Origin of the sequence: Pedococcus sp. 5OH_020, from assembly GCF_027812955.1 — a bacterium.
GTDB lineage: Bacteria > Actinomycetota > Actinomycetes > Actinomycetales > Dermatophilaceae > Pedococcus.
In genome coordinates, this window is record NZ_JAPYZV010000006.1 from 224,437 (window position 1) to 248,402 (window position 23,966).

Consider the following 23,966-nt stretch of genomic DNA (forward strand, 5'->3'; position numbering starts at 1 on the left):
CATGTCGCCCCTGCATGAGCGGCGGCTCCCGGACGCGGTGCTGCGACCTGCCGCCGTGAACGCGTTCGAGTCGACGGTGGAGCAGCTCGCCACCGCGGTCCGGCTGGGGGTCTTCGCCCACGGCGAGCAGCTGCCGCCGGAGCGCGAGCTCGCCGAGCGGCTGGGCGTCAGCCGGGTGACGCTGCGAGAGGCCATCGCGGCCCTGCGCGACAGCGGGCTGGTGACGACGACGCGCGGGCGCGGCGGGGGCACGGTCGTCGTCTACCGCGGGCCTGACCTGCCCCGGGACTCCGAGCCCGTTGCCGGACGCCGCGGTGCCGACCTGTCCGACGCGCTGGAGTTCCGGCGCGTGGTCGAGCCGGGCGCGGCCGCCCTGGCGGCGCGCCGGTCGCTGTCGGCAGACCAGCGGTCCTGGCTGGCGCAGGCCTGCCAGGAGGTCCGCGACGCGCCGGACTCCAAGGGCCACCGCGTCGCGGACTCCCGGCTGCACCTGGCCGTCGCCACGCTGTCGGGGTCACCGATGCTCATCGAGGCGGTCACGCGGGCGCAGGCCGCCCTGCACGAGCTGCTCACTGCCATCCCGGTGCTGCCGACCAACATCGCCCACTCCAGCGCCCAGCACGACTGCATCGTCACCGCCATCCTCGCCGGGGACGCCGACGCCGCCCGGACCGCGATGGAGGAACACTGCGACGCCACGGCCGCCCTGCTGCGAGGACTGCTCGGATGACCAACCAGGAGAACACATGACGACCCCACCTCGGCTCACGGTGGAGCAGCTGCGCGCGGACATCTCCTCGGGTGCCGTGGACACCGTCGTCGTGGCCTTCACCGACATGCAGGGCCGGCTCCAAGGCAAGCGGATCCACGGCCAGTTCTTCCTCGACAGCGTGCTCCGCCATGGGACCGAGGGCTGCAACTACCTGCTCGCTGTCGATGTCGACATGAACACGGTCGACGGGTACGCGATCAGCTCGTGGGAGCGCGGCTACGGGGACATGATGTTCGACCTCGACCTCACCACCCTGCGTCGTACGCCGGGCCAGCCGTACTCCGCCACCGTGCAGTGCGACCTGTCGTGGCTCGACGGCAGCGGCCCCGTGCGGCCGTCACCCCGCTCCGTCCTCAAGGCGCAGGTCGACGCCGCCGCTGAGCTCGGCTTCGTGGCGCTGGCCGGGACGGAGCTGGAGTTCATCGTGTTCGAGGAGTCCTACGAGCAGGCCTGGGACCGCCGGTACCACGGACTGGTCGGTGCGAACCGGTACAACGTCGACTACTCGATCCTGGGCGGCACGAAGGTGGAGCCGCTGCTGCGCGACATCCGCAACCAGATGTATGCCGGCGGCGTCACGGTGGAGTCGGCGAAGGGGGAGTGCAACCTCGGCCAGCATGAGATCGCCTTCCTGTACGACACCGTCGTGCGGACCTGCGACAACCACGTCGTGTACAAGAACGCCGCCAAGGAGATCGCCGCCACCCACGGGCAGTCGCTGACGTTCATGGCGAAGTTCGACGAGCGTGAGGGCAACTCGTGCCACATCCACCTGTCGCTGCGGGGAGGCGACGGTGAGGCGGTCTTCGCGGACGACTCGCGGGAGGGCGGTCGCAGTGCGCTGTTCGAGCACTTCGTGGCAGGCGTCCAGGCAACCCTGCGCGAGTTCACCCTCCTCTACGCGCCGAACGTCAACTCCTACAAGCGGTTCCAGCCCGGCTCCTTCGCCCCCACCGCCGTCGCGTGGGGTACCGACAACCGCACCTGCGCCTTGCGGGTGGTCGGCCACGGCGCCGGGCTCAGGGTCGAGAACCGGGTCCCGGGAGGCGACGTGAACCCCTACCTCGCGGTCGCGGGGATGCTCGCCGGTGGGCTGCACGGCATCAGGCAGGAGCTGCCGCTGGAGCCCGCGTTCACCGGTAACGCCTACGCCTCGGACAAGGCGCGCGTCCCGGCGCTCCTGAGCCAAGGGCGTGACCTCTTCGCAGGCTCGGCCATCGCCCGCCACTGCTTCGGGGACGACGTCGTCGACCACTACGTCCACGCCGCCCAGGTCGAGCTCGACGCGTTCAGCTCGGCGGTCACCGACTGGGAGCGGATCAGGGGGTTCGAGAGGCTATGACCGTCCACGACGTTCTGAACCCGGCGACCGAGCAGGTCGTCACCACGGTGCCGCTCGCCGGCCTCGACCAGGCCGACGCAGCCATCGCGGCCGCGGAGTCGGCCGGTCCCGCCTGGCGCGCGGTCACACCGGCCGACCGAGGGCTGCTGCTGCGACGGTTCGCCGAACAGGTCGACTCACATTCCGAGGAGCTGGCCCAGCTCGAGGTGGCGAACGCCGGACACACCATCGGCAACGCCCGCTGGGAGGCGGGGAACGTCCGGGACGTGCTGACGTACTACTCGGCCGCCCCTGAGCGGCTGTTCGGCCGGCAGATCCCGGTCGCCGGAGGAATCGACGTGACGTTCAAGGAGCCCTTGGGGACGGTCGGCGTCATCGTCCCCTGGAACTTCCCGATGCCCATCGCGGCATGGGGCTTCGCGCCCGCCCTGGCGGCCGGGAACACGGTCGTGCTCAAGCCCGCCGAGCTCACGCCGCTCACGGCGATCCGGCTGGGGGAGCTGGCCCTTGACGCCGGCCTGCCCGAGGGCGTCTTCACCGTGGTGCCGGGGCGGGGCTCCGTGGTGGGCGAGCGGTTCGTCACCCATCCGGCGGTGCGGAAGGTGTGCTTCACGGGGTCGACCGCGGTCGGCCAGCGCATCATGCGGGGAGCGGCCGACCAGGTGAAGCGCGTGACCCTCGAGCTCGGTGGCAAGAGTGCCAACCTCGTGTTCGAGGACAGTGACCTCGAGCGTGCCGCCGCGACCGCGCCGTACGGCGTGTTCGACAACGCCGGTCAGGACTGCTGCGCGCGAAGCCGGATCCTGGTGCAGCGCAGCGTCTTCGACCGCTTCATGGAGCTCTTCGAGCCGGCCGTCAAGAACGTCGTCGTGGCGGACCCGGCAGCCGAGTCGACGGAGATGGGGCCGCTCATCAGCGATGCCCAGCGGCAGGCGGTGCGCTCGTACGTCGAGGACGCGCAGGAGCCTGTCGAGGTCGCCTTCCGAGGCCAGGCACCCCAGGGAGACGGGTACTGGTACCCCGCGACCGTCGTCCTTCCCGGCTCGACCAGCGACCGCGTCTGGCAGGAGGAGGTGTTCGGGCCCGTCGTGGCCGTCATGCCGTTCGAGGACGAGGCCGACGCAGTGGCCAAGGCCAACGACACGGCGTACGGGCTGTCAGGCTCCATCTGGACCCGCGACGTCGGCCGTGCGATGCGGGTGGCCCGCGCTGTGGAGGCCGGCAACCTCTCGGTCAACTCGCACAGCAGCGTCCGCTACTCCACTCCCTTCGGCGGCTTCAAGCACTCCGGTCTCGGCCGGGAGCTCGGGCCTGACGCGCTCGACGCCTTCAGCGAGCTCAAGAACGTCTTCATCTCCACGGACTCCTGAGAGGACCACACCATGGCAGGCAGGCTCGACGGCAGGGTTGCCGTCGTCACGGGCGGCTGCAGCGGCATCGGTCTGGCGACCGTGCGCCGGTTCGCCGAGGAAGGCGCGAGCGTCGTCGTCGGCGATCTCGACGACGAGTCCGGCGAGACTGTGGCGAAGGAGGTCGACGGTGCGTACGTGCACTGTGACGTTACCGACGCCGGACAGGTGGAGGCGCTCTTCGCCGCGGCGAAGGAACGGTTCGGCTCGGTGGACGTGGCGTTCAACAATGCCGGGATCTCACCGCCGGAGGACGACTCCATCCTGACAACGGACCTCGGCGCCTGGCGCCGGGTCCAGGAGGTCAACCTCACCAGCGTGTACCTCTGCTGCAAGGCTGCGCTGCCCTACATGCTGGAGCAGAAGCGCGGGTCGATCATCAACACGGCCTCGTTCGTGGCCGTCATGGGCGCGGCCACGAGCCAGATCTCGTACACCGCCAGCAAGGGTGGGGTGCTGTCGATGTCGCGCGAGCTGGGAGTGCAGTTCGCGCGTGAGGGCATACGCGTCAACGCGCTCTGTCCGGGTCCGGTCAACACGCCGCTGCTGCGGGAGCTGTTCGCCAAGGACCCGGAGCGGGCGGCCCGGCGGCTCGTGCACATCCCGCTCGGGAGGTTCGCCGAGCCGGAGGAGATCGCCAACGCGGTGCTCTTCCTGGCCAGCGACGAGTCCAGCTTCATCACCGCCTCGCAGTTCCTCGTCGACGGGGGAATCGCGGGCGCCTACGTCACGCCCCTCTGATGGCGACGGCTCGGATGGACTCCGCTGCGATGGACTCCGCTGCGATGGACTCCGCTCGCATGGTCAGGGCCCGGCCTGTCATCGGGATCACCTGCTACGTCGAGCCGGCGTCGCGAGGCGACTGGACCGACGTGCCGAGCTCCGTGCTGCCGCAGGCCTACGTCACCAAGGTCGAGGAGGCCGGCGGCCTCGCCGTGATCATCCCGCCGAGGGCCGACGCCGACGAGGAGCTCGCGACGCAGGTCCTGTCCCGTCTCGACGGGCTCGTCATCGCTGGAGGCCCCGACATCGACCCCGACCGGTACTCGCAGGCACGCCACCCACACGCGCAGGACCACCGAGCGGACCGCGACGACATGGAGCTCGCCCTGGCGACCGCCGCGGCGGCCACGGACACGCCGCTGCTCGGCATCTGCCGTGGCATGCAGGTCATGGCGGTCGCCGCCGGGGGCACCCTGGAGCAGCACGTGCCTGACCGCGTCGGCCATGTCGACCACTCTCCGGCCCTGGCGGTCTACGGTCGGCACCCGGTCCGGACGGTCCCCGGAACCAGCCTCGGCCGGCTGCTGGGTCGGCAGACCGCGGTGCCGTCGTACCACCACCAGTCCGTCCTGACCCACCCTGGCTTCGTGCCGGCGGCCTGGGCCGAAGACGGGACGCTCGAGGCGATGGAGGATCCGAACGCAAGGTTCAGGGTCGGGGTGCAGTGGCATCCGGAGGAGGGCGACGACCCGCGCCTCTTCGAGGCGCTCGTGAGCGCTGCTGCGTCCTGACCACCATGCGGACCGTGGCTTGGGTGGCGACGTGAGCCGTGGGACAGTGAGCCCGTGACATCCTGGCACATGGCTACCACCATGGTGATTATCGACTAGCGCGACGAGACCTCCTCGTCGCGCAGACCTCCCGCACCCGGGGGGTCTTTTGCTTTGTACGGCAACGGTGCCGGCCACACCCCGGCAGGTACCGAGCGACAGGGAGACCGCACCACCAGGACCGGCAAGACGACGCTGAGCTGACGGGAAGACCGCGATGAGCGACCTGCAGGTATACGACACGACCCTGCGCGACGGCGCGCAGCAGGAGGGCCTGAACCTCTCGGTGTCCGACAAGCTCGCCATTGCCTCACACCTGGACGAGCTCGGCGTCGGCTTCATCGAGGGCGGCTGGCCGGGCGCGAACCCCAAGGACACCGAGTTCTTCGCCCGTGCCCGGACCGAGCTGCGGCTGCATAACGCGACCCTGGCCGCGTTCGGCGCCACGAGGCGGGTCGGCGGCCGCGCAGCCGACGACCCGCTCGTGCGCGCGCTGGTGGACTCCGGCGCCTCGGTGGTGACCCTCGTGGCGAAGTCCCACGTCCGCCACGTCGAGTCGGCGCTGCGGACCACGCTCGAGGAGAACCTCGAGATGGTCCGGGACACGGTGTCGTTCCTGCGGGGTGAGGGCCGGCGGGTCTTCCTCGACGCCGAGCACTTCTTCGACGGGTATGCCGCGGACCGCGGCTACGCGCTGGAGGTCGTGCGCGTCGCGATGGAGTCGGGGGCCGAAGTGGTGGCCCTGTGCGACACCAACGGAGGAATGCTGCCGAACCAGGTCGCGGACGTCGTCGCCGACGCCGTGGCCGCGACCTCCGCCCGACTCGGCATCCACTGCCACAACGACACGGGGTGCGCCGTGGCCAACTCCATGGCAGCGGTCGACGCCGGGGCCACGCACGTCCAGGGGACCATCAACGGGTACGGCGAGCGGACCGGCAACGCGGACCTCCTCACGGTGGTGAGCAACCTGCAGATCAAGCGCGGGCTTCCCCTCCTGGAGACCGACCGGCTGCGTGAGGCGACGAGGATCGCGCACTCGATCAGCGAGATCACCAACGTGCCGCCCTACTCCCGCCAGCCGTACGTGGGTGCCAGCGCGTTCGCGCACAAGGCCGGCCTGCATGCCAGCGCCATCCGCGTCGACCCGGACCTGTACCAGCACACCGACCCCCAGCACGTCGGCAACGACATGCGCATGCTCGTCTCGGACATGGCGGGGCGAGCCAGCATCGAGCTGAAGGGGCGCGAGCTCGGGTACGACCTGTCGGGCAACGACGTGCTGCTGAGCCGGGTGCTCGCCAAGGTCAAGGAGCTGGAGCTGCGCGGCTACACGTTCGACGCGGCCGACGCCTCCTTCGAGCTCCTGCTGCGCCGTGAGGTGGAGGACGACAGCTACACGTTCTTCGAGGTGGAGTCCTGGCGCGTCATCACCGATGCCCGCGGCGACGAGAGTGCGCTGTCCGAGGCGACGGTCAAGGTGGTCGCCGGGGGCGAGAGGGTCGTGGCGACCGGGGAGGGCAACGGCCCGGTCAACGCGCTCGACCACGCGCTGCGGCGCGCCCTGGCACCTGCCTACCCCGAGCTGGACAAGCTCGAGCTCATCGACTTCCGCGTGCGCATCCTGGACGCGGCGCACGGCACCGACGCAGTCACCCGGGTTCTCATCGAGACCTCCGACGGCGAGACGTCCTGGGAGACCATCGGCGTCGCCGGCAATATCGTCGAGGCCTCCTGGCACGCCCTCGTGGAGGGCGTGACCTACGGCCTGGTCCGGGCCGGCGTACCCGTCCGCTGAGGAGAGCTCAGTCGGTTGCCGGGCTCAGTCGGTACCCGACTCGATCGCCGCTCGGTCGAGGGCGTCGTCCTCGCTGTCCGCCCGGGCCGCCCGCGGGTTCGACGAGATCGCATTGGCCCCACCCGGTTCGAGGTCCCCGACGAGGTCCTGGTGCCGTGCCACCAGCTGGCCCTGGGCGGCATACAGCTCCAGCTTGGCCCGCGAGTCAGCGATGTCGAGGTTGCGCATGGTGAGCTGTCCGATCCGGTCCACGGGCCCGAAGGCGGCGTCCTCGGTACGCTCCATCGAGAGCTTCTCGGGGTGGTAGCTGAAGGCGGGGCCGGCGGTGTCCACGATCGTGTAGTCGTCCCCACGGCGTAGCCGCACGGTCACCTCGCCGGTGACCGCCGAGGCGACCCAGCGCTGCAGGGACTCGCGGATCATCAGCGACTGGGGGTCGAGCCAACGCCCCTCGTAGAGGAGCCGGCCCAGGCGTCGGCCCTGCTCGTGGTAGCCGGCGATCGTGTCCTCGTTGTGGATGGCGTTGAGGAGGCGCTCGTACGTGAGGTGCAGCAACGCCAGGCCGGGGGCCTCGTAGATGCCGCGCGACTTCGCCTCGATGATGCGGTTCTCGATCTGGTCCGACATGCCCAGCCCGTGGCGACCGCCGATGCGGTTCGCCTCGTCCACGAGGGCGATGTCGTCGGCGAACACCTGCCCGTTGAGCGCCACCGGTCGCCCCTGCTCGAACCGGACGCTGACGTCCTCCGCCGCGATGGCGACGGACTCGTCCCAGAACCGCACGCCCATGATGGGTTCGACGACCTCCATGCTCTCGCTGAGGAACTCCAACGTCTTGGCCTCGTGCGTGGCCCCCCAGATGTTGGCGTCGGTCGAGTACGCCTTCTCCGCGCTGGCCCGGTAGGGCAGGTCACGGGCGGTGAGCCACTGCGACATCTCGTGCCGGCCACCGAGCTCGTCGACGAAGTGGGCGTCGAGCCACGGCTTGTAGATCCGCAGTGCCGGGTTCGCCAGCAGCCCGTACCGGTAGAACCGCTCGATGTCGTTGCCCTTGAAGGTGGAGCCGTCGCCCCAGATGTCGACGCCGTCCTCCTTCATCGCGCGGACCAGCAGGGTGCCCGTCACGGCGCGGCCCAGCGGGGTCGTGTTGAAGTAGGTCCTGCCGCCGCTACGGATGTGGAAGGCGCCACAGGCCACGGCCGACAGCCCCTCCTCGACCAGGGCCGCCCGGCAGTCGACCAGCCGGGCCAGCTCGGCGCCGTACTGGCCTGCGCGGTCGGGCACGGTCTCGATCTCCGGTTCGTCGTACTGACCGAGGTTGGCCGTGTAGGTGCAGGGGATGGCCCCCTTCTCGCGCATCCAGGCGACGGCGACAGAGGTGTCGAGACCACCGGAGAAGGCGATCCCGACGCGCTCACCAGCAGGCAGGGACGTGAGAACTTTGGACACGGTAGGTCAGCCTACGGGCCGGCCTGGGGCGCCGCGCACGGGTCCGGGCGCCGGGTCGGCGACCGTTGGGCGGCAGTGCCTCCGGCGTGGAGCTCCAGCGCCTCGATCGCCCTCAGCAGCCGAAGGCGCAGCGCCTGTCCGCGCGCCGCGAAGCCGCGCTGGGCGGCGGCATACTCCGCACGTCCGCTCGGCCTCTCGATGCAGACCGGGGAGTAGCCCAGCTCGCTGAGGTCGTACGGAGAGGCGCGCATGTCGAGCTCGCGGATCTCGCGTGCCAGGTCGAAGCAGTCCAGCAGCAGCTCGCCCGGTATGGCCGGGCCCAGCTTGAAAGCCCACTTGTACAGGTCCATCCCGGCATGCAGGCACCCCGGCTGTTCCAGCGACACCTGGGAGTCCCGGCTCGGCTGCACGAGGTTGAGCGAGCGCGCCGGCGGCGTGTAGAAGCGGAAGGCGTCGTAGTGGGTGCAACGGAGGGGCAGGCCTTCCACGACGGCGTCGGTGCCCGCCCGACCCAGCCGCAGCGGCCAGCCGCGGTGTCTGGTCCGGTCCTCGTCCAGGCGGTAGACCATGGCCCACTCGTGGAGCCCGAAGCAGCCCAGCTGAGGAGCCCGGCCCTGCGTTGCTGACACGAGCCGACGGACGAGCTCGACGGTGTCTGCCCGCTCCGCGAGGTATGCCGTCACGTCGAGCTCCACGGTGTCACCCACGGTGCGGTAGTACCGCCACCGCGCTCTAGCGAGCGGCGCGGCGCCCTCGAGCGGGACCCCTGGACCCGGGTGCCAGCGGCGCAGCTGCGCCGGCCGGAACGGGTAGTAGGTGAAGAGGAAGTCCTCAACGGGGTGCGGCCGACCGGACTGGCGGCGCTCGCGGTGGGCCCGGGTGGCGCGGTCGGCGCGGGCGACGTGGTCCGCCTCGAGTGCCTGCCATCGCTCCACGGCTGGAGGGTACCCAGGTTGGGGCAGTACCCGCCCGGGATCGCGTTCCAGGCGGACGCGCGGCGGCTCTCCGGCGTGTTCACCTCGAACCAGGTGGACGAGTGGAGGGAGGCGGGGCTGTACGTCAGCGCCGAGCGTCGGCGTCGTGAAGGACGCGGTCCCAGTCGTGGTCGAGGTCGGTGAAGGCGATGGTGGAGTCGGCGCCGTGCGGGGCGTGCGGCAGGTTCCACGTGTGCCGGTGGTGCCGCTCGAGCGCGGCGACGAGAGCGGTGACGAACGCCAGGAGCAGGATGATGGTCATGACTGAAATCATGCGCTGGCATATATTCCGCCACCAGTGGCAGAAGTGACGCCAAAGGCAAGTTTTCTGCCATACTGCCGGTATGGCGCTCTCCAAGGTCGCTGCCCTGGTGACCAACCCGATGGCGATGTTCGAGATGTCGGTCGCCTGCGAGGTCTTCGGGATCGACCGCACCGATGACGGCGTGCCGCCGTTCACCTTCCTCACCTGCGGGGAGAGCCCCGGTGTCCCCGTCCCGACGACCAGCGGCGGGCAGTACGTCGCTTCGCACCCGTGGTCCGACGCCGTGGGTGCCGACCTCGTCGTCATCCCGGCCGGAGGTGTCCGCGAGGAGTACCCGCCCGAGCTGCTGCAGACCATCCGGGACGCGCACGCGCAGGGCGCCACGATCCTGTCCATCTGCACCGGCTCCTTCCTGCTCGGCGCTACCGGCCTGCTCGACGGCCGCTCTGCGGTCACCCACTGGCGGTATGCCGAGGAGCTGGCTCGGCGGTTCCCGAGGACGAGGGTGTCCATGGACGTGCTCTACATCGACGAGGGGTCGATCATCACCGGAGCGGGTACCGCGGCAGGGATCGACGCGTGCCTTCACCTGGTACGTCGTGAGCTGGGATCGGCGGTTGCGACCCGCATCGCCCGGCGGATGGTCGTCCCGCCGCAGCGCGACGGGGGTCAGCGCCAGTACGTCGAGGCCCCGCTGCCGCAGACGGACTGCGAGAGCATCCAACCGGTGCTGGACCACATCGCGGAGAACCTCGACGCCCCGCATACCGTCCCCGACCTCGCCCGGCTGGCGATGATGTCGGAGCGCACGTTCGCCCGCCGCTTCGTCGCCGAGACCGGGACGACGCCGCACAAGTGGCTGGTCCAGCAGCGGGTGCTGCGCGCCAGGGAGCTTCTGGAGCAGACCGACCTGCCGGTCGAGTCGGTGGCCTCCCACAGCGGCTTCGGCTCGGCTGCCCTCCTGCGCAGCCATTTCCAGAGCGTGGTCGGGACCTCGCCGCAGCGCTACCGCCGGGAGTTCTCCGCCCGCTGACGTCCCGGGCGGCCGCACGAGAGCCCCGATAGGCTCGGGGGCGTGCGCATCGCGAGATACACCACCGGTGAGGACCCGTCCTACGGCGTCGTCGAGGGCGACCCGGGGCAGGAGGTCGTGGCGCAGGTCCAGGGCGACCCGCTCTACCAGCCGATCGTCTTCACCGGAGAGCGCGTGCCGTTGGAGCAGGTCCGCCTGCTGGCGCCAGTGATCCCGCGCAGCAAGGTGATCGGCATCGGCCGCAACTATGCGGACCACGCCCGAGAGATGGGCGGCGAGCCGCCGGCCCGGCCGATGATGTTCCTGGTCCCTAACACCGCCGTCGTCGGCCCTGGGGACCCCATCGTCCTGCCGGCCGGGTCGAGCGAGGTGTCGTACGAGGCCGAGCTCGCCGTGGTGATCGGCCGGATCGCCAAGGACGTGCCGCCCGAGCGGGTGCCCGAGGTCGTCTACGGCTATACCTGCGCGAACGACGTCACCGCTCGGGACTGGCAGCGCGACGACGGGCAGTGGGCGCGGGCGAAGGGCTTCGACACGTCCAAGCCCCTCGGCCCGTGGATCGTCACCGACCTCGACGTGGCCGACCTGGCGGTCCGCAGCACGCTCGACGGCGAGACCCGCCAGGACGGCACGACGGCCGACATGGTCTTCGACGTCCCGACCCTGGTCTCGTACGCCAGCGCCGCGTTCACCCTCCTGCCGGGCGACGTCATCCTCACCGGGACGCCCGCCGGCGTGGGTCTCGTCGAGGCCGGCCAGCGCGTCGAGGTCGAGGTCGAGGGGATCGGCACGCTGACCAACACCTTCGTGCGCCGCTGAGGACGACGGCGGCCGAGGGTCGGTCTGGGACGGTCTGGGAGCGGTCTGGGCGCCCCTGTGGGTGAGGCATGGGGTCACTAGGATCGGGGAACCATGAGCGACCACGCCCCCACCGCCCCACGGCTGCGCGTTGCGCCGTCACCCACCGGTGACCCGCACGTCGGCACCGCCTACATGTCCCTGTTCAACCTCGCCTTCGCGCGCCAGCAGGGTGGCAGGTTCGTGCTTCGGATCGAGGACACCGACCGGGCGCGCTTCCGCGAGGACAGCGAGCAGCAGGTCTTCGACACGCTGCACTGGCTGGGGCTGCAGTGGGACGAGGGGCCTGACGTCGGCGGCCCGTACGCCCCCTACCGGCAGTCCGAGCGGCTGGAGACCTACCGGCCGTACGTCGAGCGACTGCTGGCCGACGGGAAGGCGTACCACTGCTGGTGCTCCACCGAGCGGCTGGCGCAGATGCGCGAGGTCCAGCAGAAGTCGAAGCAGCCCACCGGCTACGACCGTCTGTGCCACGGCAGGACGCAGGCTGAGCGGGCCGAGCTGCCCGGCTACACCCCGACCCCGGTGGTACGGATGCTCGTCCCCGACGACGTCGAGCTCTCCTTCGACGACCTGATCAGGGGGCGCGTGTCGGCGCCGAGGCCTGACGACCAGGTCATCCTCAAGGCGGACGGCTTCCCGACCTACCACCTGGCTGTCGTGGTCGACGACCACGAGATGGGCATCACCCATGTGGTCCGTGGTGAGGAGTGGATCTCCAGCACCCCCAAGCACATCCTGCTCTACCGCTGGCTCCGCCTGGAGCCGCCGCAGTGGGCGCACATGCCGTTGCTGCGCAACCCGGACAAGTCCAAGATCTCCAAGCGCAAGAATCCCGCAGCCCGGCTGACCTGGTTCCAGGAGCAGGGATACCTGCCCGAGGCTCTGGTGAACTTCCTCGCCCTGCTGGCCTACCCGCCGAAGGCCGGAGAGGACGGCGAGGACGTCGAGGTGTTCAGCTTCGAGGAGTTCAGCAAGGACTTCGACTGGCGCAAGGTCAACCCCGTCGGTCCGATCTTCGACCTCAAGAAGCTCGACTGGCTCAACGGCGTCTACCTTCGCCGGCTCGAGGTCGGACAGCTCGCGTCGCGGCTGCTTCCCTACCTGCAGCGGGACGGCGTACTGCCCGCGCAGCCGAGCCTGGGCCAGCTCGCGCGGCTGGGCAGGGTGGCCGAGCTGATCCAGACGAGGATGGTGCTCCTGTCCGAGGCGACGGCCCTGGTCGCGCCCTTCTACTCCGCTGACGACGAGATCGAGGTCGCCGACGACGCCCGGGCCCAGCTCAAGGAGGACTCCGGTGCGGTCCTGGGCGCCGCGCTCGAGGCCTTGTCGGACCTGGACGACTCGCGGGAGGGGCTGCTCGCATCGGGCTCCCGCTGGAACGCGGAGGCGATCGAGGCATCCTTGAGGTCTGCCATCGTCGAAGGGATGGGCATCAAGCCCAAGCTCGCGTTCGGGCCGCTGCGCACGGCCGTCTCCGGGCAGCGCATCAGCCCGCCGTTGTTCGAGTCGATGGAGATCCTGGGGAAGACGTCCACCCTCGCCCGGTTGAGCAGGTTGCGGGACGCGCTGGCCGAGAGGTAGTCCTTCCAGCCGTTGCCATGGCCCCTGCGTTGCCGCCATCGTGGTCTCCTACGCATGGAAGGGGGGCCTCATGGCCCAACGGACGCTCTCGGACGTGCTGGCGGACATCGACCTCTTCTCGGGGCTGCCCGAGACGCTCATCTCCGACCTCATCCAGGCCGGAGCGACGATCCATACCCCCGGCGGTCACCGGGCGGTGTGCCAGGGCAGCGACGACGCCGGGCTCCAGGTGATACTCAGAGGCTCCGCCACCGTGACGGTCAACGGGGTGGAGCGCGGTCCCGAGCTGGGGCAGGGGGACTACTTCGGTGAGATCTCCGTGATCGACGGCCTCGGCCGCAGTGCCACGCTGACGGCCGGGGAGCAGGGGCTGGACACCTTCACGATCTCGCCACTCAACTTCTGGTCACTGGTGGACCGGCACCCCAGCATGGCGCACTCGCTCTTGCGGGCGCTCTGCGCCAGGATCCGCACGCTGGACGCGGGGGAGGCAGCGGTCGCCCGCTGAAGCGCCGATTTGGGAACGTGCTCGCGCGACCGGTAGTATCGGCTCTCGGTTCACGTCCTCAAGGCCTCCGGGCGCGGGAAGTGATACCCCCTTGGGGTATGGTGTAATTGGCAACACTACGGTTTCTGGTACCGTCATTCTAGGTTCGAGTCCTGGTACCCCAGCTCAGGCGCACGTCCTTGTGACAGACGCCGATTCGGAGATCCAGTCACCTTTCGGTATGGTTTCCTCCGCTGCCCGGGAGCCGTACGGCACCGAGTGGACCAGCTAGGGCCCCGTTGTGTAGCGGCCTAGCACGCCGCCCTCTCAAGGCGGTAGCGCGGGTTCGAATCCCGTCGGGGCTACGTTGTGGAAAGGTCCCCGTCCGATCCGGACGGGGACCTTTGCGCGTTCGCGACCTCTTCGCCGTGTCCGGCCGCGCCTCCGTCAGCCGGTGCCGCTGAAGTGCTCCTGCGCCAGCCGTCGCAGAGAGGCGAGCACCGGGTCGACGAGGACCGTCCCGGCGACGACCCGGTGCAGCGCGGAGGCCAGGTCGTCGGTGGGGACGCTCGCCAGGTCCACGCGGGCGATCTCCTCGGTGGCCCGCGCATACGAGCGCAGGGTCGTGGGGGACACGGGCACCCCGGCCGCCCGGGCCGCCTCGACGGCCCCGGTCAAGGAGTGCAGAGCGGGGGCGTCAGGGGAGACGCTCCAGCCCAGGTCCACCAGCAGACTGCGGACCTCCGGGCTGACCTCCACGTCGGCATGGGGGGCGGGAAGGGCGTACTGGGCCTTGCCGAGGAGGTCGTGGCGAGAGGTCGGCGGCGAGTCCAGTGCCTCCATGACGCGCCTGGCCTGCGCCACCGAGACGCCCGCCTCGACGAGCGCCCGGACGAGGCGCAGGCGCGCCAGATGGGTCTCGTCGTACTCCGCCCGCGTGGCTCCGACGCTGCGTCCCGCGGGGAGGAGCCCCTCGCGCAGGTAGTACTTGACGGTGGCCACCGCGACGCCGCTGCGTTCGGACAGCTCGGAGATCCGCATGGGTAGTGACACTATCCACGGGCCGACCCGCGGTCGGCCAGGGTGGGGTCAGGCGTGGTTCTGCTGCTGCTGCTGGGCGTGGTGTCGCGCCAGCACCTCGGTGAGCTTGTTGGCGCCTGCGATGACGGTCGCGGCGTGCAGTCGCCCCGGCTGGCGGGAGAGCCGCTCGATCGGGCCGGAGATCGAGACAGCGGCCACCACGCGCCCTGAGGGCCCCCGCACGGGGGCGGAGACGGAGGCCACCCCGGCCTCGCGCTCACCGACGCTCTGGGCCCATCCGCGCCGGCGGACGCCGGACAGCGTCGTCGCGGTGAACTTGGCACCGTGCAGCCCGCGGTGCAGGCGGTCCGGCTCCTCCCAGGCGAGCAGCACCTGGGCGGCCGACCCGGCCAGCATGGACAGGGTGGCGCCGATCGGGATGGAGTCGCGAAGGCCCACCGGACGCTCGGCGGCCGACACGCAGATGCGATGGTCCCCCTGGCGCCGGAACAGCTGGGCGCTCTCGTTCGTGTGGTCGCGCAGCGCCCCGAGCACCGGACCCGCCGCGGCGAGCAGCCGGTCCTCGCCCGCTGCCGCCGCGAGCTCCGCCAGACGAGGCCCGAGCACGAAGCGGCCCTGCAGGTCTCGGGTGACGAGGCGGTGGTGCTCCAGGGCGACCGCGAGGCGATGCGCCGTCGGACGGGCCAGTCCGGTGGCGGAGACGAGCTGCGCCAGCGTCGAGGGGCCGGCCTCGAGCGCGCCGAGCACGATGGCCGCCTTGTCGAGAACTCCGACCCCACTCGTGATGTCCATGCACTGATATTGACGTCTCATTGCCTGAGACGCAAATCCGTGGGCGTGTCCCGCGTGCGAACCTCGGGGGACGGCGCAGTGTCGCGCGCGCCCGAGTCGAATGCGGAGGAAGTGGGAGACGTGTCCGGAACGTTGGCGGAGAAGGTCTGGGAGTCGCATGTCGTGCGACGCGCCGAGGGCGAGCCGGACCTGCTCTACATCGACCTCCACCTCATCCACGAAGTGACCTCCCCTCAGGCTTTCGACGGTCTGCGGCTGGCGGGACGGAAGGTGCGCCGGCCTGACCTGACCCTCGCCACGGAGGACCACAACGTCCCCACCACGCCGGGACCCATCACCGACCTCGTCAGCCGGACCCAGGTGGAGACCCTGCGCCGCAACTGCGAGGAGTTCGGCGTGCGGCTGTTCCCGATGGGCGACGCAGAGCAGGGCATCGTGCACGTCGTCGGACCCCAGCGGGGCCTGACGCAGCCTGGGATGACCATCGTCTGTGGTGACTCGCACACCTCCACGCACGGCGCGTTCGGCGCGCTCGCCTTCGGCATCGGGACCTCCGAGGTCGAGCACGTCCTGGCCACCCAGACCCTGCCGCTCAAGCCCTTCAAGACCATGGCGATCAACGTCGACGGCACCCTGCAGCCGGGGGTGACCGCCAAGGACATCGTGCTGGCCGTCATCGCCAGGATCGGCACAGGCGGCGGCCAGGGCTACGTCCTGGAGTATCGCGGCAGCGCCATCCGGGCCCTGTCCATGGAAGCTCGCATGACCGTCTGCAACATGTCGATCGAGGCGGGTGCGCGGGCCGGCATGATCGCCCCCGACGAGACGACGTTCGACTACCTGCGCGGTCGCGAGCACGCGCCCGAGGGTGAGCAGTGGGACGGCGCCGTGCAGGACTGGAAGCTGCTGCGCACGGACGAGGACGCGGTGTTCGACGAGGAGATCCACCTCGACGCAGACACGTTGACGCCGTTCGTCACCTGGGGCACGAACCCGGCTCAGGGCCTGCCCCTCGGTGACTCCGTCCCGGACCCCGAGGCCCTCGGCGACGACAACGAGAAGGCCGCGGCGCGTCACGCCCTCGAGTACATGGGCCTCACCGCGGGCACACCGCTGCGCGACATCAGGGTCGACACGGTGTTCGTCGGCTCCTGCACCAACGGGCGCATCGAGGACCTTCGCGCCGCAGCCGGGGTCGTGAAGGGCCGCCAGGTCGCCCAGGGCGTGAGGATGCTCGTGGTGCCCGGCTCGGCGCGCGTCCGGCTCCAGGCGGAGGAGGAGGGGCTCGACGAGATCTTCACCGCCGCGGGGGCGGAGTGGCGCCTGCCCGGGTGCTCCATGTGCCTGGGCATGAACCCGGACCAGCTCGCCCCGGGTGAGCGCAGCGCCTCGACGTCCAACCGCAACTTCGAGGGCAGGCAGGGAAAGGGCGGCCGCACCCACCTCGTCAGCCCGCTCGTCGCGGCGGCCACTGCACTGCGCGGAACCCTGTCCAGCCCGGCAGACCTGGCCGACGAGGGTGTCGACGCGGACGTCGACGCCGGCGTCGGCGCGAGCAAGGAGCGCAGCTGATGGAGGCCTTCACCACCCACACGGGCATCGGTGTTCCGCTGCGCCGCAGCAACGTCGACACCGACCAGATCATCCCGGCGGTCTACCTGAAGCGGGTGACCCGCACGGGCTTCGAGGACGGGCTCTTCGCCGCCTGGCGCAAGGACGAGACGTTCATCCTGAACCACCCCGCGTATGCCGCCGGCTCGGTCCTCGTGGCCGGCGCGGACTTCGGGACCGGCTCCTCCCGCGAGCACGCCGTGTGGGCCCTGATGAACTACGGCTTCCGCGTCGTGCTGTCGTCCCGGTTCGCGGACATCTTCCGCGGCAACAGTGGCAAGCAGGGGCTGCTCACAGCGCAGGTGGCCCAGGACGACATCGAGCTCATCTGGAAGTACCTGGAGAACGAGCCCGGTTCGTCGGTCACCGTGGACCTGGTGTCCCGAACCGTCACGGCCGGCGACATCGTGGCGCCGTTCGAGGTCGACGACTACACCCGTTGGCGGCTCCTCGAGGGCCTGGACGACATCAGCCTGACCCTGCGCCACGAGCAGGACGTGACGGACTTCGAGGGCCGCCGCCCGGCGTACAAGCCCTCCACCACCGTCGGCTGACGCGCCGCTCGCCGTCTCGGGTGGCCGCGACACGCACGAAATGCCCCTGACGGCACGGGAAGTCGCGTTCTGGTCGCCTGGGGACCCGTGACGGGTCGGACGTCCGCCTCGTTGGCGGACGTAGCGCATCGAGATCCGTTGTCCTGCAAGGGATTCCAATCCCAAGCGGATCGTCTCGCGGCGGCCGATGGTCGCGCTCGACAGTGTGGCGGGCTGCCCATCGCGCTGCGCGGAGGCCTGAATCCGTTGCGACACAATGGATCAAGGTGCCCGGATGGTGGACTCGCACGCTCTTGCGCCCTAACGTCGGTCTCAAGTCGGGCATCGGCTCGGCCGCTCACCTCGTCGGGCTCAGGGGCCCGGCGTCACCAGACCCTTCGGAGGGGTAGACGTGAACAAGGCAGAACTCATCAAGGAGCTCGAGTCGCGGCTCGGCAGCCGCAAGGCCGCCAGCGACGCTCTCACCGCGGTCGTCGACGTGGTCATCCGCGAGGTCGCCAAGGGCGGCAGTGTGGCCATCACCGGTTTCGGCACCTTCGAGCAGGCCGCTCGTGCAGCCCGCACCGGGCGCAACCCTCGCACCGGCGCCTCCGTCAAGATCAAGAAGACCGTCGTCCCCAAGTTCAGGGCAGGGTCGGCCTTCAAGGAGGTCGTGAAGAACCCGCGGTCGCTGCCCAAGGCTGCCGTCGCGGGGGCACGCGCGGCCGCCGGGTCGGCGAGCAAGACCGCCTCGGCCGGCACGAGGAAGACCGCCACCGCGTCCAAGGCCACGACGGCCAGCACCGCCACCAAGGCCGCGCCGGCGAAGAAGTCCGCTGCCACGACGGCGAAGACCGCCACCAAGTCGGCGCCGGCGAAGGCGACGACGGCGAAGGCGACGACGGCGAAGGCGACGACGGCCAAGTCGGCTCCCGCGAAGAAGACGACGGCCAAGTCGGCCGCCCAGGCGACGCCCGCCACGAAGACGGCAGCCAGGACGACGACGGCCAAGACGACCGCCACGAAGTCCACGGCGAAGTCGGCAACCGCGAAGACCGCCTCGAAGGCAGCGCCGGCGAAGAGGACGGCAGCCAGGACGACCCCCGCCAAGTCGGCCACCGGCAGGACCGCCAGCAAGCGCACGGCCAAGAAGGCCTGACTCCGCAGCGCCTCGGAGGCCGGCACCCCTCGGGGTGTCGGCCTCTGACGTCGTTTGGGATGCTTGCGCCATGACGAACATCCTCACCGTGAACGGCGGCGCCCCTCTGGTCGGAGACCTCGAGGTCCGCGGGGCGAAGAACCTGGTCTCCAAGGCCATGGTCGCGGCGCTGCTGGCTGAGGGTCCGTGCAGGCTGCGCGGGGTGCCGGAGATCTCGGACGTCAAGATCGTGTCCGGGCTCCTCGAGCTGCACGGCGTCCGCATCGACTCCACCGAGCGGGACGGAGAGCTGGTCCTCGACCCGACCAACGTCGAGCAGGCGCACGTCGCCGACATCGACGCGCACGCCGGGTCCTCGAGGGTGCCGGTGCTGCTCTGTGGGCCGTTGCTGCACCGGCTCGGCGAGGCGTTCATCCCCGACCTCGGCGGCTGCCGCATCGGCGAGCGCCCGATCAACTACCACCTCGACGTGCTGCGCCAGTTCGGTGCCGACGTCCAGAAGCGTCCTGAGGGCCTGCGGCTCACCGCCCCTGAGGGCCTCAAGGGGACGCGCATCCAGCTCCCGTACCCCAGCGTCGGCGCCACCGAACAGGTGCTGCTGACCTCCGTGCGCGCCCAGGGCGTCACCGAGCTGCGCAACGCCGCCGTCGAGCCCGAGATCCTCGACCTGATCGCGGTCCTCCAGAAGATGGGGGCGGTCATCAGTGTGGAGACCGACCGCGTCATCAAGATCGAGGGCGTCGACCGGCTCGGCGGCTACGACCACCTCGCCATCCCGGACCGCATCGAGGCCGGCTCATGGGCGTGTGCCGCCCTGGCCACCAAGGGCGACATCTACGTCCGGGGCGCTCAGCAGCAGGCCATGATGCCGTTCCTCAACGTGTTCCGGAAGATCGGGGGGGACTTCGACATCGACGACGAGGGGATCCGGTTCTGGCACGGCGGTCGCCCGCTGAGCTCGCTCGTCCTGGAGACCGACGTCCACCCCGGGTTCATGACCGACTGGCAGCAGCCGCTCATCGTGGCCCTCACCCAGACCAGCGGCCTGTCGATCGTCCACGAGACGGTGTACGAGAACCGGCTCGGCTTCACCGACGCGCTCGAGGAGATGGGCGCCGTGATCCAGCTCTACCGCGAGTGCCTCGGCGGGTCGCCGTGCCGCTTCGGCAGGGCCAACTTCCGGCACAGCGCGGTCGTGTCCGGACCGACGCCCCTCAAAGGCGCCGAGATCACCGTGCCGGACCTGCGCGGGGGTTTCAGCTACCTCATCGCCGCGCTCGCGGCGGAAGGGCAGTCGAAGGTCCACGGCATCGAGCTGATCTACCGCGGCTACGAGCGCTTCTCGGAGAAGCTCGACGCCCTGGGGGCGGACTACCAGGTCGGCTGAGCCGCGGCGGCCCGGCGGGGCTACGCGATGACCTGGTCGTCCCCGATGCCCACGATCCACAGCGCTGACACGGAGTCGTCGCCTGCCGTGGTCGTGATGCTCAACCGCTGTCCTGGACGCACGCCACGCAGGGCGCTGGTCGCGAAGACCTCTGCACTGAACGGGACCTCGCGCCCGTCGTCGAGCAGCACCGAGCCCGCCCCGGTGGTGCTGTCGAAGCGGTGGACGGTGCCTTGCATGGCGGCCAGCGTAGCTGGACCCGACTGCAGCACTGCTCGGGTCGCCGCCCCGACCCCGAGCCGGATCGCGGCGGCCAGCGCCACGTCGTCGTCCACGTCGGTGCGCAGCCGCGGCAGGTCCAGCTCGAGGCGCACGTGCCCGTATGCCGCGTGACGTGCCGCCGACCCGGGGCCGAAGCGGGGGACGAGGCGTCTGCCGTCCTTGGCGCTGAGCACCACCGTGCCCTCACCCGAGGCGTCGGGGACGACCGCACGATCGTGGGCCGCGGCCGCCGTCAGCGCCTGCACGACGTCGTCCGGGCGAACCGAGGGGAGATCTGCCAGCAGGACGGCGACGGGTGTCGGCTCACCGAGGCCGGCGACCGCCGCGAGCCCCGCTGGTGCGGCGGCCGCCCCACGGGTCGCCCCCGCAGTGCCCGCAGCGGCCACGCCTGCCGTCACCGCGGCGTTGAGGCCTGCACCGGGATCCGCCACGAGGACGGCACCATACTTTCCCGCCAGTGCCCGGACTTGCCGGTCCGAGCTGACGACGAAGACGTGACCTGGAGGAAGGGCGGCGGTGCACGCAGCCAGGCAGTCGGCGGCGATGGCGAGGGCCAGGTCCACGCGCGCGACTCCCGACGGTGGGTGAAGGCGGGACTTCGCCGCCCTTCCCCCTTTCACCGGCAGGACCAGCCGCCATGACGTGGACACGACCCGATCGTGCCAGCGATGGCGAGGTGCCTCGACACCGCCCCCAGGAGCCGGGAAGATGCTCATTCACATGGCCAGACCGACCCGTTTCGCCGTCCTCGCCGCATTGGAGCCCTCGTGACCGCCCGTGGCACCCGCCGCAGCCTGCCGTTCGCCTACCGGTTCGTCGTGGCGATCGTCCGGCCGTTGCTCATGGTCCTGACCAAGCGCGACTGGCGCGGGGCGGAGAACCTGCCGGCGACGGGCGGGTTCGTCGTCGCGCCGAACCACCTGTCCCACGTCGACCCGCTGGCGTTCGGGCACTTCCTCGTGGACAACGGACGCCCTCCGTTCTTCCTCGGCAAGGAGGGAGTGTTCCGTGTGCCGGTGGTCGGAGCGATCCTGCGCGGTGCCCAGCAGATTCCCGTGTACCGCAACACCGGCCAGGCGGCGGATGCCTTCCGGGCAGCCGTCGCGGCGGTCAACGAGGGCAAGTGCGTGGGGGTGTACCCGGAGGGCACCCTGACGCGTGACCCGGCGATGTGGCCGATGGTGGGCAAGACCGGCGCCGCACGCATCGCCCTCGCGACCCGCTGCCCGGTGGTCCCGGTGGCCCAGTGGGGCCCGCAGGAGCTCCTCGAGCCGTATGCGAAGAGTCCGCGGCTGTTCCCCCGCAAGACGATGCAGGTCAGTGCTGGACCGCCGGTGGATCTGAGCGACCTGTACGACCGCCCGCTGACGGGCGCCGTGCTGCGCGAGGCCACCGACCGGATCATGGCTGCGATCACCACCGAGCTGGAGAAGCTCCGTGGCGAGAAGGCGCCGCTCGAACGGTTCGACTCCCGCCGTCACGGGTTGCCCGAGACGGGGAAGTTCCGACGACAGCAGGGAGAGAGCGCATGACGACCGCGGCGGTCTTCGGCACCGGCAGCTGGGGCACGGCGTACGCCGCGGTGCTGGCCGACGGGGGGACCTCCGTGCGGATGTGGGGACGGCGTCAGGAGGTCGTGGACCAGGTCAACGCTGGGAGCAACGACGACTACCTGCCCGGCATCGAGCTCCCGCGCACCATCTCGGCGACCACCGACCCACAGGAAGCCTGCGCCGGCGCCGACATCGTCGTGCTGGCCGTGCCCTCGCAGACGCTGCGGGAGAACTTGGCGACGTGGCGTGAGGTGCTGCCCAGGCGGGCCGCAGTCGTCTCGCTCATGAAGGGCGTGGAGCTGGGGACCACCAAGCGGATGAGCGAGGTGATCGCCGAGGTCGGCGACGTCGAGTACGAGCGGATAGTGGTCGTGTCAGGCCCCAACCTGGCCAAGGAGATCGCGATGAGGCAGCCCGCGGCGAGCGTCGTCGCGTGCATCGACGAGGACGTGGCGGAGATGGTCGCGCAGGCCTCCAACCCCCCGTACTTCCGTCCTTACACCAACACCGACGTCGTCGGTACCGAGCTGAGCGGTGCCGTCAAGAACGTCATCGCACTGGCGGTGGGCATGGCGGAGGGCTTGGGGATGGGCGACAACTCCAAGGCCTCGATCATCACCCGAGGCCTGGCCGAGACCACACGGCTGGGCCTGGCCCTGGGCGCCGACCCGATGACCTTCGCCGGGCTTGCCGGGGTGGGCGACCTGATCGCGACGTGCATGTCGCCGCTGTCGCGGAACCGCACCTTCGGGCTGAACCTCGGCCGCGGGATGACCGTCCAGGAGGTCGTGGCGGTGACGCGCCAGACGGCGGAGGGCGTGAAGTCGTGCGAGTCGATCCTCCAGCTGGCCGACAAGAACGGCGTCCAGGTGCCGATCATCGAGCAGGTGGCAGCCGTGGTGCACGACGGGCGGCCACCGTCGGAGGTCGTCGGCGCGCTGATGCTGCGGGCGCTGAAGAACGAGACGGACTAGCCGACCAAGGCCTGGTCGAGGTCCGCCCAGAGGTCCTCGACGTCCTCGATCCCTACCGAGAGCCGCAGCAGCTCCTGCGGTACGGCGACCGGCTCCGCGGGATGGCGGCGTCGGCGCTCGATCTGCGACTCCACGCCACCGAGGCTGGTGGAGTGCGTCCACAGCTGCGTCGCGCCGGCCACGCGCTCGGCTCCGTCGGCTCCTCCCGGGACCTCGATCGAGACGATGGCGCCGAAGCCGGGGTAGCGCACCCGCTGGACGTGTGGGTGTCGCGCCAGCCGGTCGGCGAGCTCGCGCGCGTTGGCCGTGGCCCGCTCCAGCCGGACGTGCAGCGTGCGCAGGCCGCGCAGCGCCAGCCAGGTCTCCATCGGGCCCGCGATCGCACCGCCCAGAAGCCGGTGATGGGACAGGCGGTCGTGCAGGTTGCGACCGCGGTCGCCGGCCCCCGTGACCGTGGCGCCGAGGATCAGGTCACTGTGGCCGCTGAGGTACTTGGTCACGGAGTGCACCACGACGTCCACGCCGAGGGCGAGGGGGCGCTGGACCAGCGGCGTGGCGAAGGTGTTGTCGCACACCGAGATCGCGCCCGCGCGGGACGCAGCACTGGCCAGCGCTGTCAGGTCGGCCACCTCCAGCAGCGGGTTGCTGGGCGACTCCAGCCAGACCAGGTCCGACCCCTCGACGGCGTCGACTGTCGCCGAGGTGTCCGCCGGGTCGACCCAGCGGACCTCGAAGCGTCCGTCGCGTTCCGCGTCGAGCAGCGTGGCAACCGTGCCGTTGTACGCAGACCGGGGCGCGACTACGACGCCGCCGTGGTCGACGAGCGAGAGCGCTGCGGCCACCGCCGCCATCCCCGAGGCGAAGACCAGCGCGTCCCCGCCTTCCAAAGAGCCGAGCGCCTCCTCGAAGGCCGACCACGTCGGGTTCCCAGCCCGGGCATAGTTCACCGGTCCATCCGCCACATACGTCGACGAGAGCTCCAGGCGGGCGTTGACCCCCGCGCCGGGAATGCGCTCCTGGCGTCCGAGGGAGACCAGGCGGGTGGCGGGGGAGAGGTCTTGATGCGTCACGCGGTCAGCGTAGGCGGGTGGTGCAGCGTGCCGCGCGCCC

At 70.7% G+C, this 23,966-nt stretch carries 23 protein-coding genes and 2 tRNA genes; 18 read left to right on the forward strand and 7 right to left on the reverse strand.

Annotated elements, in window-relative coordinates:
* The first annotated feature begins 1 nt into the window (after position 1).
* The 6 genes from PHA84_RS13050 (at position 2) to cimA (ending at position 6,874) form a co-directional block, all read left to right on the forward strand.
* Positions 2-730 (forward strand): FadR/GntR family transcriptional regulator, encoded by a 729-nt coding sequence (locus PHA84_RS13050; protein ID WP_270888551.1) that lies wholly within the window; start codon positions 2-4, stop codon positions 728-730.
* Positions 731-746: 16 nt separating this feature from the next.
* Complete coding sequence (locus tag PHA84_RS13055; protein ID WP_270888552.1) at positions 747-2,114, forward strand: glutamine synthetase family protein; 1,368 nt, start codon at positions 747-749, stop codon at positions 2,112-2,114.
* Positions 2,111-3,484, forward strand: coding sequence for an aldehyde dehydrogenase family protein (locus PHA84_RS13060; protein WP_270888553.1), 1,374 nt, complete (start codon positions 2,111-2,113; stop codon positions 3,482-3,484). The genes PHA84_RS13055 and PHA84_RS13060 overlap by 4 nt, the downstream gene beginning before the upstream one ends.
* Positions 3,485-3,496: 12 nt before the next feature.
* Positions 3,497-4,264 (forward strand): 3-oxoacyl-ACP reductase, encoded by a 768-nt coding sequence (locus PHA84_RS13065; RefSeq protein WP_270888554.1) that lies wholly within the window; start codon positions 3,497-3,499, stop codon positions 4,262-4,264.
* Positions 4,264-5,037, forward strand: a complete 774-nt coding sequence (locus PHA84_RS13070) for a gamma-glutamyl-gamma-aminobutyrate hydrolase family protein (RefSeq protein WP_270888555.1) — start codon at positions 4,264-4,266, stop codon at positions 5,035-5,037. Before PHA84_RS13065 ends, PHA84_RS13070 begins: the two co-directional genes overlap by 1 nt.
* Before the next feature lie 256 nt (positions 5,038-5,293).
* On the forward strand, positions 5,294-6,874 hold the full coding sequence (cimA, locus tag PHA84_RS13075) for a citramalate synthase (protein WP_270888556.1): 1,581 nt from the start codon (positions 5,294-5,296) through the stop codon (positions 6,872-6,874).
* Between the two features lie 24 nt (positions 6,875-6,898).
* On the opposite strand, the gene argG is transcribed toward cimA, so the two are convergent.
* The 3 genes from argG to PHA84_RS13090 form a co-directional block, all read right to left on the reverse strand.
* Positions 6,899-8,323, reverse strand: a complete 1,425-nt coding sequence (gene argG, locus PHA84_RS13080; protein ID WP_270888557.1) for an argininosuccinate synthase — start codon at positions 8,321-8,323, stop codon at positions 6,899-6,901.
* An 11-nt stretch (positions 8,324-8,334) separates the two neighbouring features.
* Complete coding sequence (locus tag PHA84_RS13085) at positions 8,335-9,258, reverse strand: 3-methyladenine DNA glycosylase (protein ID WP_270888558.1); 924 nt, start codon at positions 9,256-9,258, stop codon at positions 8,335-8,337.
* A 124-nt stretch (positions 9,259-9,382) separates the two neighbouring features.
* Positions 9,383-9,559, reverse strand: a complete 177-nt coding sequence (locus PHA84_RS13090) for a hypothetical protein (RefSeq protein ID WP_270888559.1) — start codon at positions 9,557-9,559, stop codon at positions 9,383-9,385.
* Positions 9,560-9,641: 82 nt separating this feature from the next.
* On the opposite strand from PHA84_RS13090, the gene PHA84_RS13095 reads away from it, so the two are divergent.
* The 6 genes from PHA84_RS13095 to PHA84_RS13120 all read left to right on the forward strand — a co-directional run bounded on the left by PHA84_RS13095 (position 9,642) and on the right by PHA84_RS13120 (position 13,889).
* Positions 9,642-10,595 (forward strand): GlxA family transcriptional regulator, encoded by a 954-nt coding sequence (locus PHA84_RS13095; protein ID WP_270888560.1) that lies wholly within the window; start codon positions 9,642-9,644, stop codon positions 10,593-10,595.
* A 42-nt stretch (positions 10,596-10,637) separates the two neighbouring features.
* Positions 10,638-11,414: a fumarylacetoacetate hydrolase family protein gene (locus tag PHA84_RS13100; protein ID WP_270888561.1), complete on the forward strand. Its 777-nt coding sequence runs from the start codon at positions 10,638-10,640 to the stop codon at positions 11,412-11,414.
* A gap of 93 nt (positions 11,415-11,507) precedes the next feature.
* Entirely contained in the window at positions 11,508-13,037 is a 1,530-nt protein-coding gene (gene gltX / locus PHA84_RS13105) for a glutamate--tRNA ligase (RefSeq protein WP_270888562.1), read from the forward strand.
* Between the two features lie 70 nt (positions 13,038-13,107).
* A complete protein-coding gene (locus tag PHA84_RS13110) occupies positions 13,108-13,545 on the forward strand; it encodes a cyclic nucleotide-binding domain-containing protein (RefSeq protein ID WP_270888563.1) in 438 nt (145 codons plus the stop codon).
* A 92-nt stretch (positions 13,546-13,637) separates the two neighbouring features.
* Positions 13,638-13,709 (forward strand) — tRNA-Gln (locus PHA84_RS13115).
* A gap of 107 nt (positions 13,710-13,816) precedes the next feature.
* Positions 13,817-13,889 (forward strand) — tRNA-Glu (locus PHA84_RS13120).
* Between the two features lie 82 nt (positions 13,890-13,971).
* Here the strand turns inward: PHA84_RS13120 and PHA84_RS13125 are convergent.
* Both PHA84_RS13125 and PHA84_RS13130 read right to left on the reverse strand, forming a co-directional pair.
* Positions 13,972-14,565: a MerR family transcriptional regulator gene (locus PHA84_RS13125; protein WP_270888564.1), complete on the reverse strand. Its 594-nt coding sequence runs from the start codon at positions 14,563-14,565 to the stop codon at positions 13,972-13,974.
* A gap of 48 nt (positions 14,566-14,613) precedes the next feature.
* The gene (locus tag PHA84_RS13130) at positions 14,614-15,357 is read right to left on the reverse strand and encodes an IclR family transcriptional regulator (RefSeq protein WP_270888565.1); all 744 of its coding nucleotides are present in this window, start codon (positions 15,355-15,357) and stop codon (positions 14,614-14,616) included.
* A gap of 120 nt (positions 15,358-15,477) precedes the next feature.
* On the opposite strand from PHA84_RS13130, the gene leuC reads away from it, so the two are divergent.
* The 4 genes from leuC to murA all read left to right on the forward strand — a co-directional run bounded on the left by leuC (position 15,478) and on the right by murA (position 20,047).
* Positions 15,478-16,929: a 3-isopropylmalate dehydratase large subunit gene (gene leuC, locus PHA84_RS13135; RefSeq protein ID WP_270888566.1), complete on the forward strand. Its 1,452-nt coding sequence runs from the start codon at positions 15,478-15,480 to the stop codon at positions 16,927-16,929.
* A complete protein-coding gene (gene leuD / locus PHA84_RS13140) occupies positions 16,929-17,522 on the forward strand; it encodes a 3-isopropylmalate dehydratase small subunit (RefSeq protein WP_270888567.1) in 594 nt (197 codons plus the stop codon). Before leuC ends, leuD begins: the two co-directional genes overlap by 1 nt.
* 391 nt (positions 17,523-17,913) lie before the next feature.
* A complete protein-coding gene (locus tag PHA84_RS13145) occupies positions 17,914-18,660 on the forward strand; it encodes an HU family DNA-binding protein (protein WP_270888568.1) in 747 nt (248 codons plus the stop codon).
* A 70-nt stretch (positions 18,661-18,730) separates the two neighbouring features.
* Positions 18,731-20,047 (forward strand): UDP-N-acetylglucosamine 1-carboxyvinyltransferase, encoded by a 1,317-nt coding sequence (gene murA / locus PHA84_RS13150; protein WP_270888569.1) that lies wholly within the window; start codon positions 18,731-18,733, stop codon positions 20,045-20,047.
* Positions 20,048-20,067: 20 nt separating this feature from the next.
* Here the strand turns inward: murA and PHA84_RS13155 are convergent, their stop codons facing one another.
* Positions 20,068-20,979: a hypothetical protein gene (locus tag PHA84_RS13155; RefSeq protein WP_270888570.1), complete on the reverse strand. Its 912-nt coding sequence runs from the start codon at positions 20,977-20,979 to the stop codon at positions 20,068-20,070.
* A 192-nt stretch (positions 20,980-21,171) separates the two neighbouring features.
* Between PHA84_RS13155 and PHA84_RS13160 the strand changes: the two genes are divergently transcribed.
* Together PHA84_RS13160 and PHA84_RS13165 are read left to right on the forward strand one after the other, a co-directional pair.
* Positions 21,172-21,861, forward strand: coding sequence for a lysophospholipid acyltransferase family protein (locus PHA84_RS13160; protein ID WP_270888662.1), 690 nt, complete (start codon positions 21,172-21,174; stop codon positions 21,859-21,861).
* Positions 21,858-22,856, forward strand: coding sequence for an NAD(P)H-dependent glycerol-3-phosphate dehydrogenase (locus PHA84_RS13165; RefSeq protein WP_270888571.1), 999 nt, complete (start codon positions 21,858-21,860; stop codon positions 22,854-22,856). The genes PHA84_RS13160 and PHA84_RS13165 overlap by 4 nt, the downstream gene beginning before the upstream one ends.
* On the opposite strand, the gene PHA84_RS13170 is transcribed toward PHA84_RS13165, so the two are convergent.
* On the reverse strand, positions 22,853-23,926 hold the full coding sequence (locus PHA84_RS13170; protein ID WP_270888572.1) for a trans-sulfuration enzyme family protein: 1,074 nt from the start codon (positions 23,924-23,926) through the stop codon (positions 22,853-22,855). The two genes, PHA84_RS13165 and PHA84_RS13170, sit on opposite strands and share 4 nt — an antisense overlap.
* Positions 23,927-23,966: the final 40 nt, after the last annotated feature.

Bases quoted from the DNA above. Each gene is read 5' to 3' on its own strand.
- leuD (WP_270888567.1), top strand. From the start codon at position 16,929: ATGGAGGCCTTCACCACCCACACGGGCATCGGTGTTCCGCTGCGCCGC.
- PHA84_RS13050 (WP_270888551.1), top strand. From the start codon at position 2: ATGTCGCCCCTGCATGAGCGGCGGCTCCCGGACGCGGTGCTGCGACCT.
- PHA84_RS13060 (WP_270888553.1), top strand. From the start codon at position 2,111: ATGACCGTCCACGACGTTCTGAACCCGGCGACCGAGCAGGTCGTCACC.
- PHA84_RS13065 (WP_270888554.1), top strand. From the start codon at position 3,497: ATGGCAGGCAGGCTCGACGGCAGGGTTGCCGTCGTCACGGGCGGCTGC.
- PHA84_RS13070 (WP_270888555.1), top strand. From the start codon at position 4,264: ATGGCGACGGCTCGGATGGACTCCGCTGCGATGGACTCCGCTGCGATG.
- gltX (WP_270888562.1), top strand. From the start codon at position 11,508: ATGAGCGACCACGCCCCCACCGCCCCACGGCTGCGCGTTGCGCCGTCA.
- PHA84_RS13125 (WP_270888564.1), bottom strand. From the start codon at position 14,565: ATGCGGATCTCCGAGCTGTCCGAACGCAGCGGCGTCGCGGTGGCCACC.
- PHA84_RS13055 (WP_270888552.1), top strand. From the start codon at position 747: ATGACGACCCCACCTCGGCTCACGGTGGAGCAGCTGCGCGCGGACATC.
- murA (WP_270888569.1), top strand. From the start codon at position 18,731: ATGACGAACATCCTCACCGTGAACGGCGGCGCCCCTCTGGTCGGAGAC.
- PHA84_RS13130 (WP_270888565.1), bottom strand. From the start codon at position 15,357: ATGGACATCACGAGTGGGGTCGGAGTTCTCGACAAGGCGGCCATCGTG.
- PHA84_RS13110 (WP_270888563.1), top strand. From the start codon at position 13,108: ATGGCCCAACGGACGCTCTCGGACGTGCTGGCGGACATCGACCTCTTC.
- PHA84_RS13090 (WP_270888559.1), bottom strand. From the start codon at position 9,559: ATGACCATCATCCTGCTCCTGGCGTTCGTCACCGCTCTCGTCGCCGCG.
- PHA84_RS13165 (WP_270888571.1), top strand. From the start codon at position 21,858: ATGACGACCGCGGCGGTCTTCGGCACCGGCAGCTGGGGCACGGCGTAC.
- cimA (WP_270888556.1), top strand. From the start codon at position 5,294: ATGAGCGACCTGCAGGTATACGACACGACCCTGCGCGACGGCGCGCAG.
- PHA84_RS13160 (WP_270888662.1), top strand. From the start codon at position 21,172: ATGGTCCTGACCAAGCGCGACTGGCGCGGGGCGGAGAACCTGCCGGCG.
- PHA84_RS13095 (WP_270888560.1), top strand. From the start codon at position 9,642: ATGGCGCTCTCCAAGGTCGCTGCCCTGGTGACCAACCCGATGGCGATG.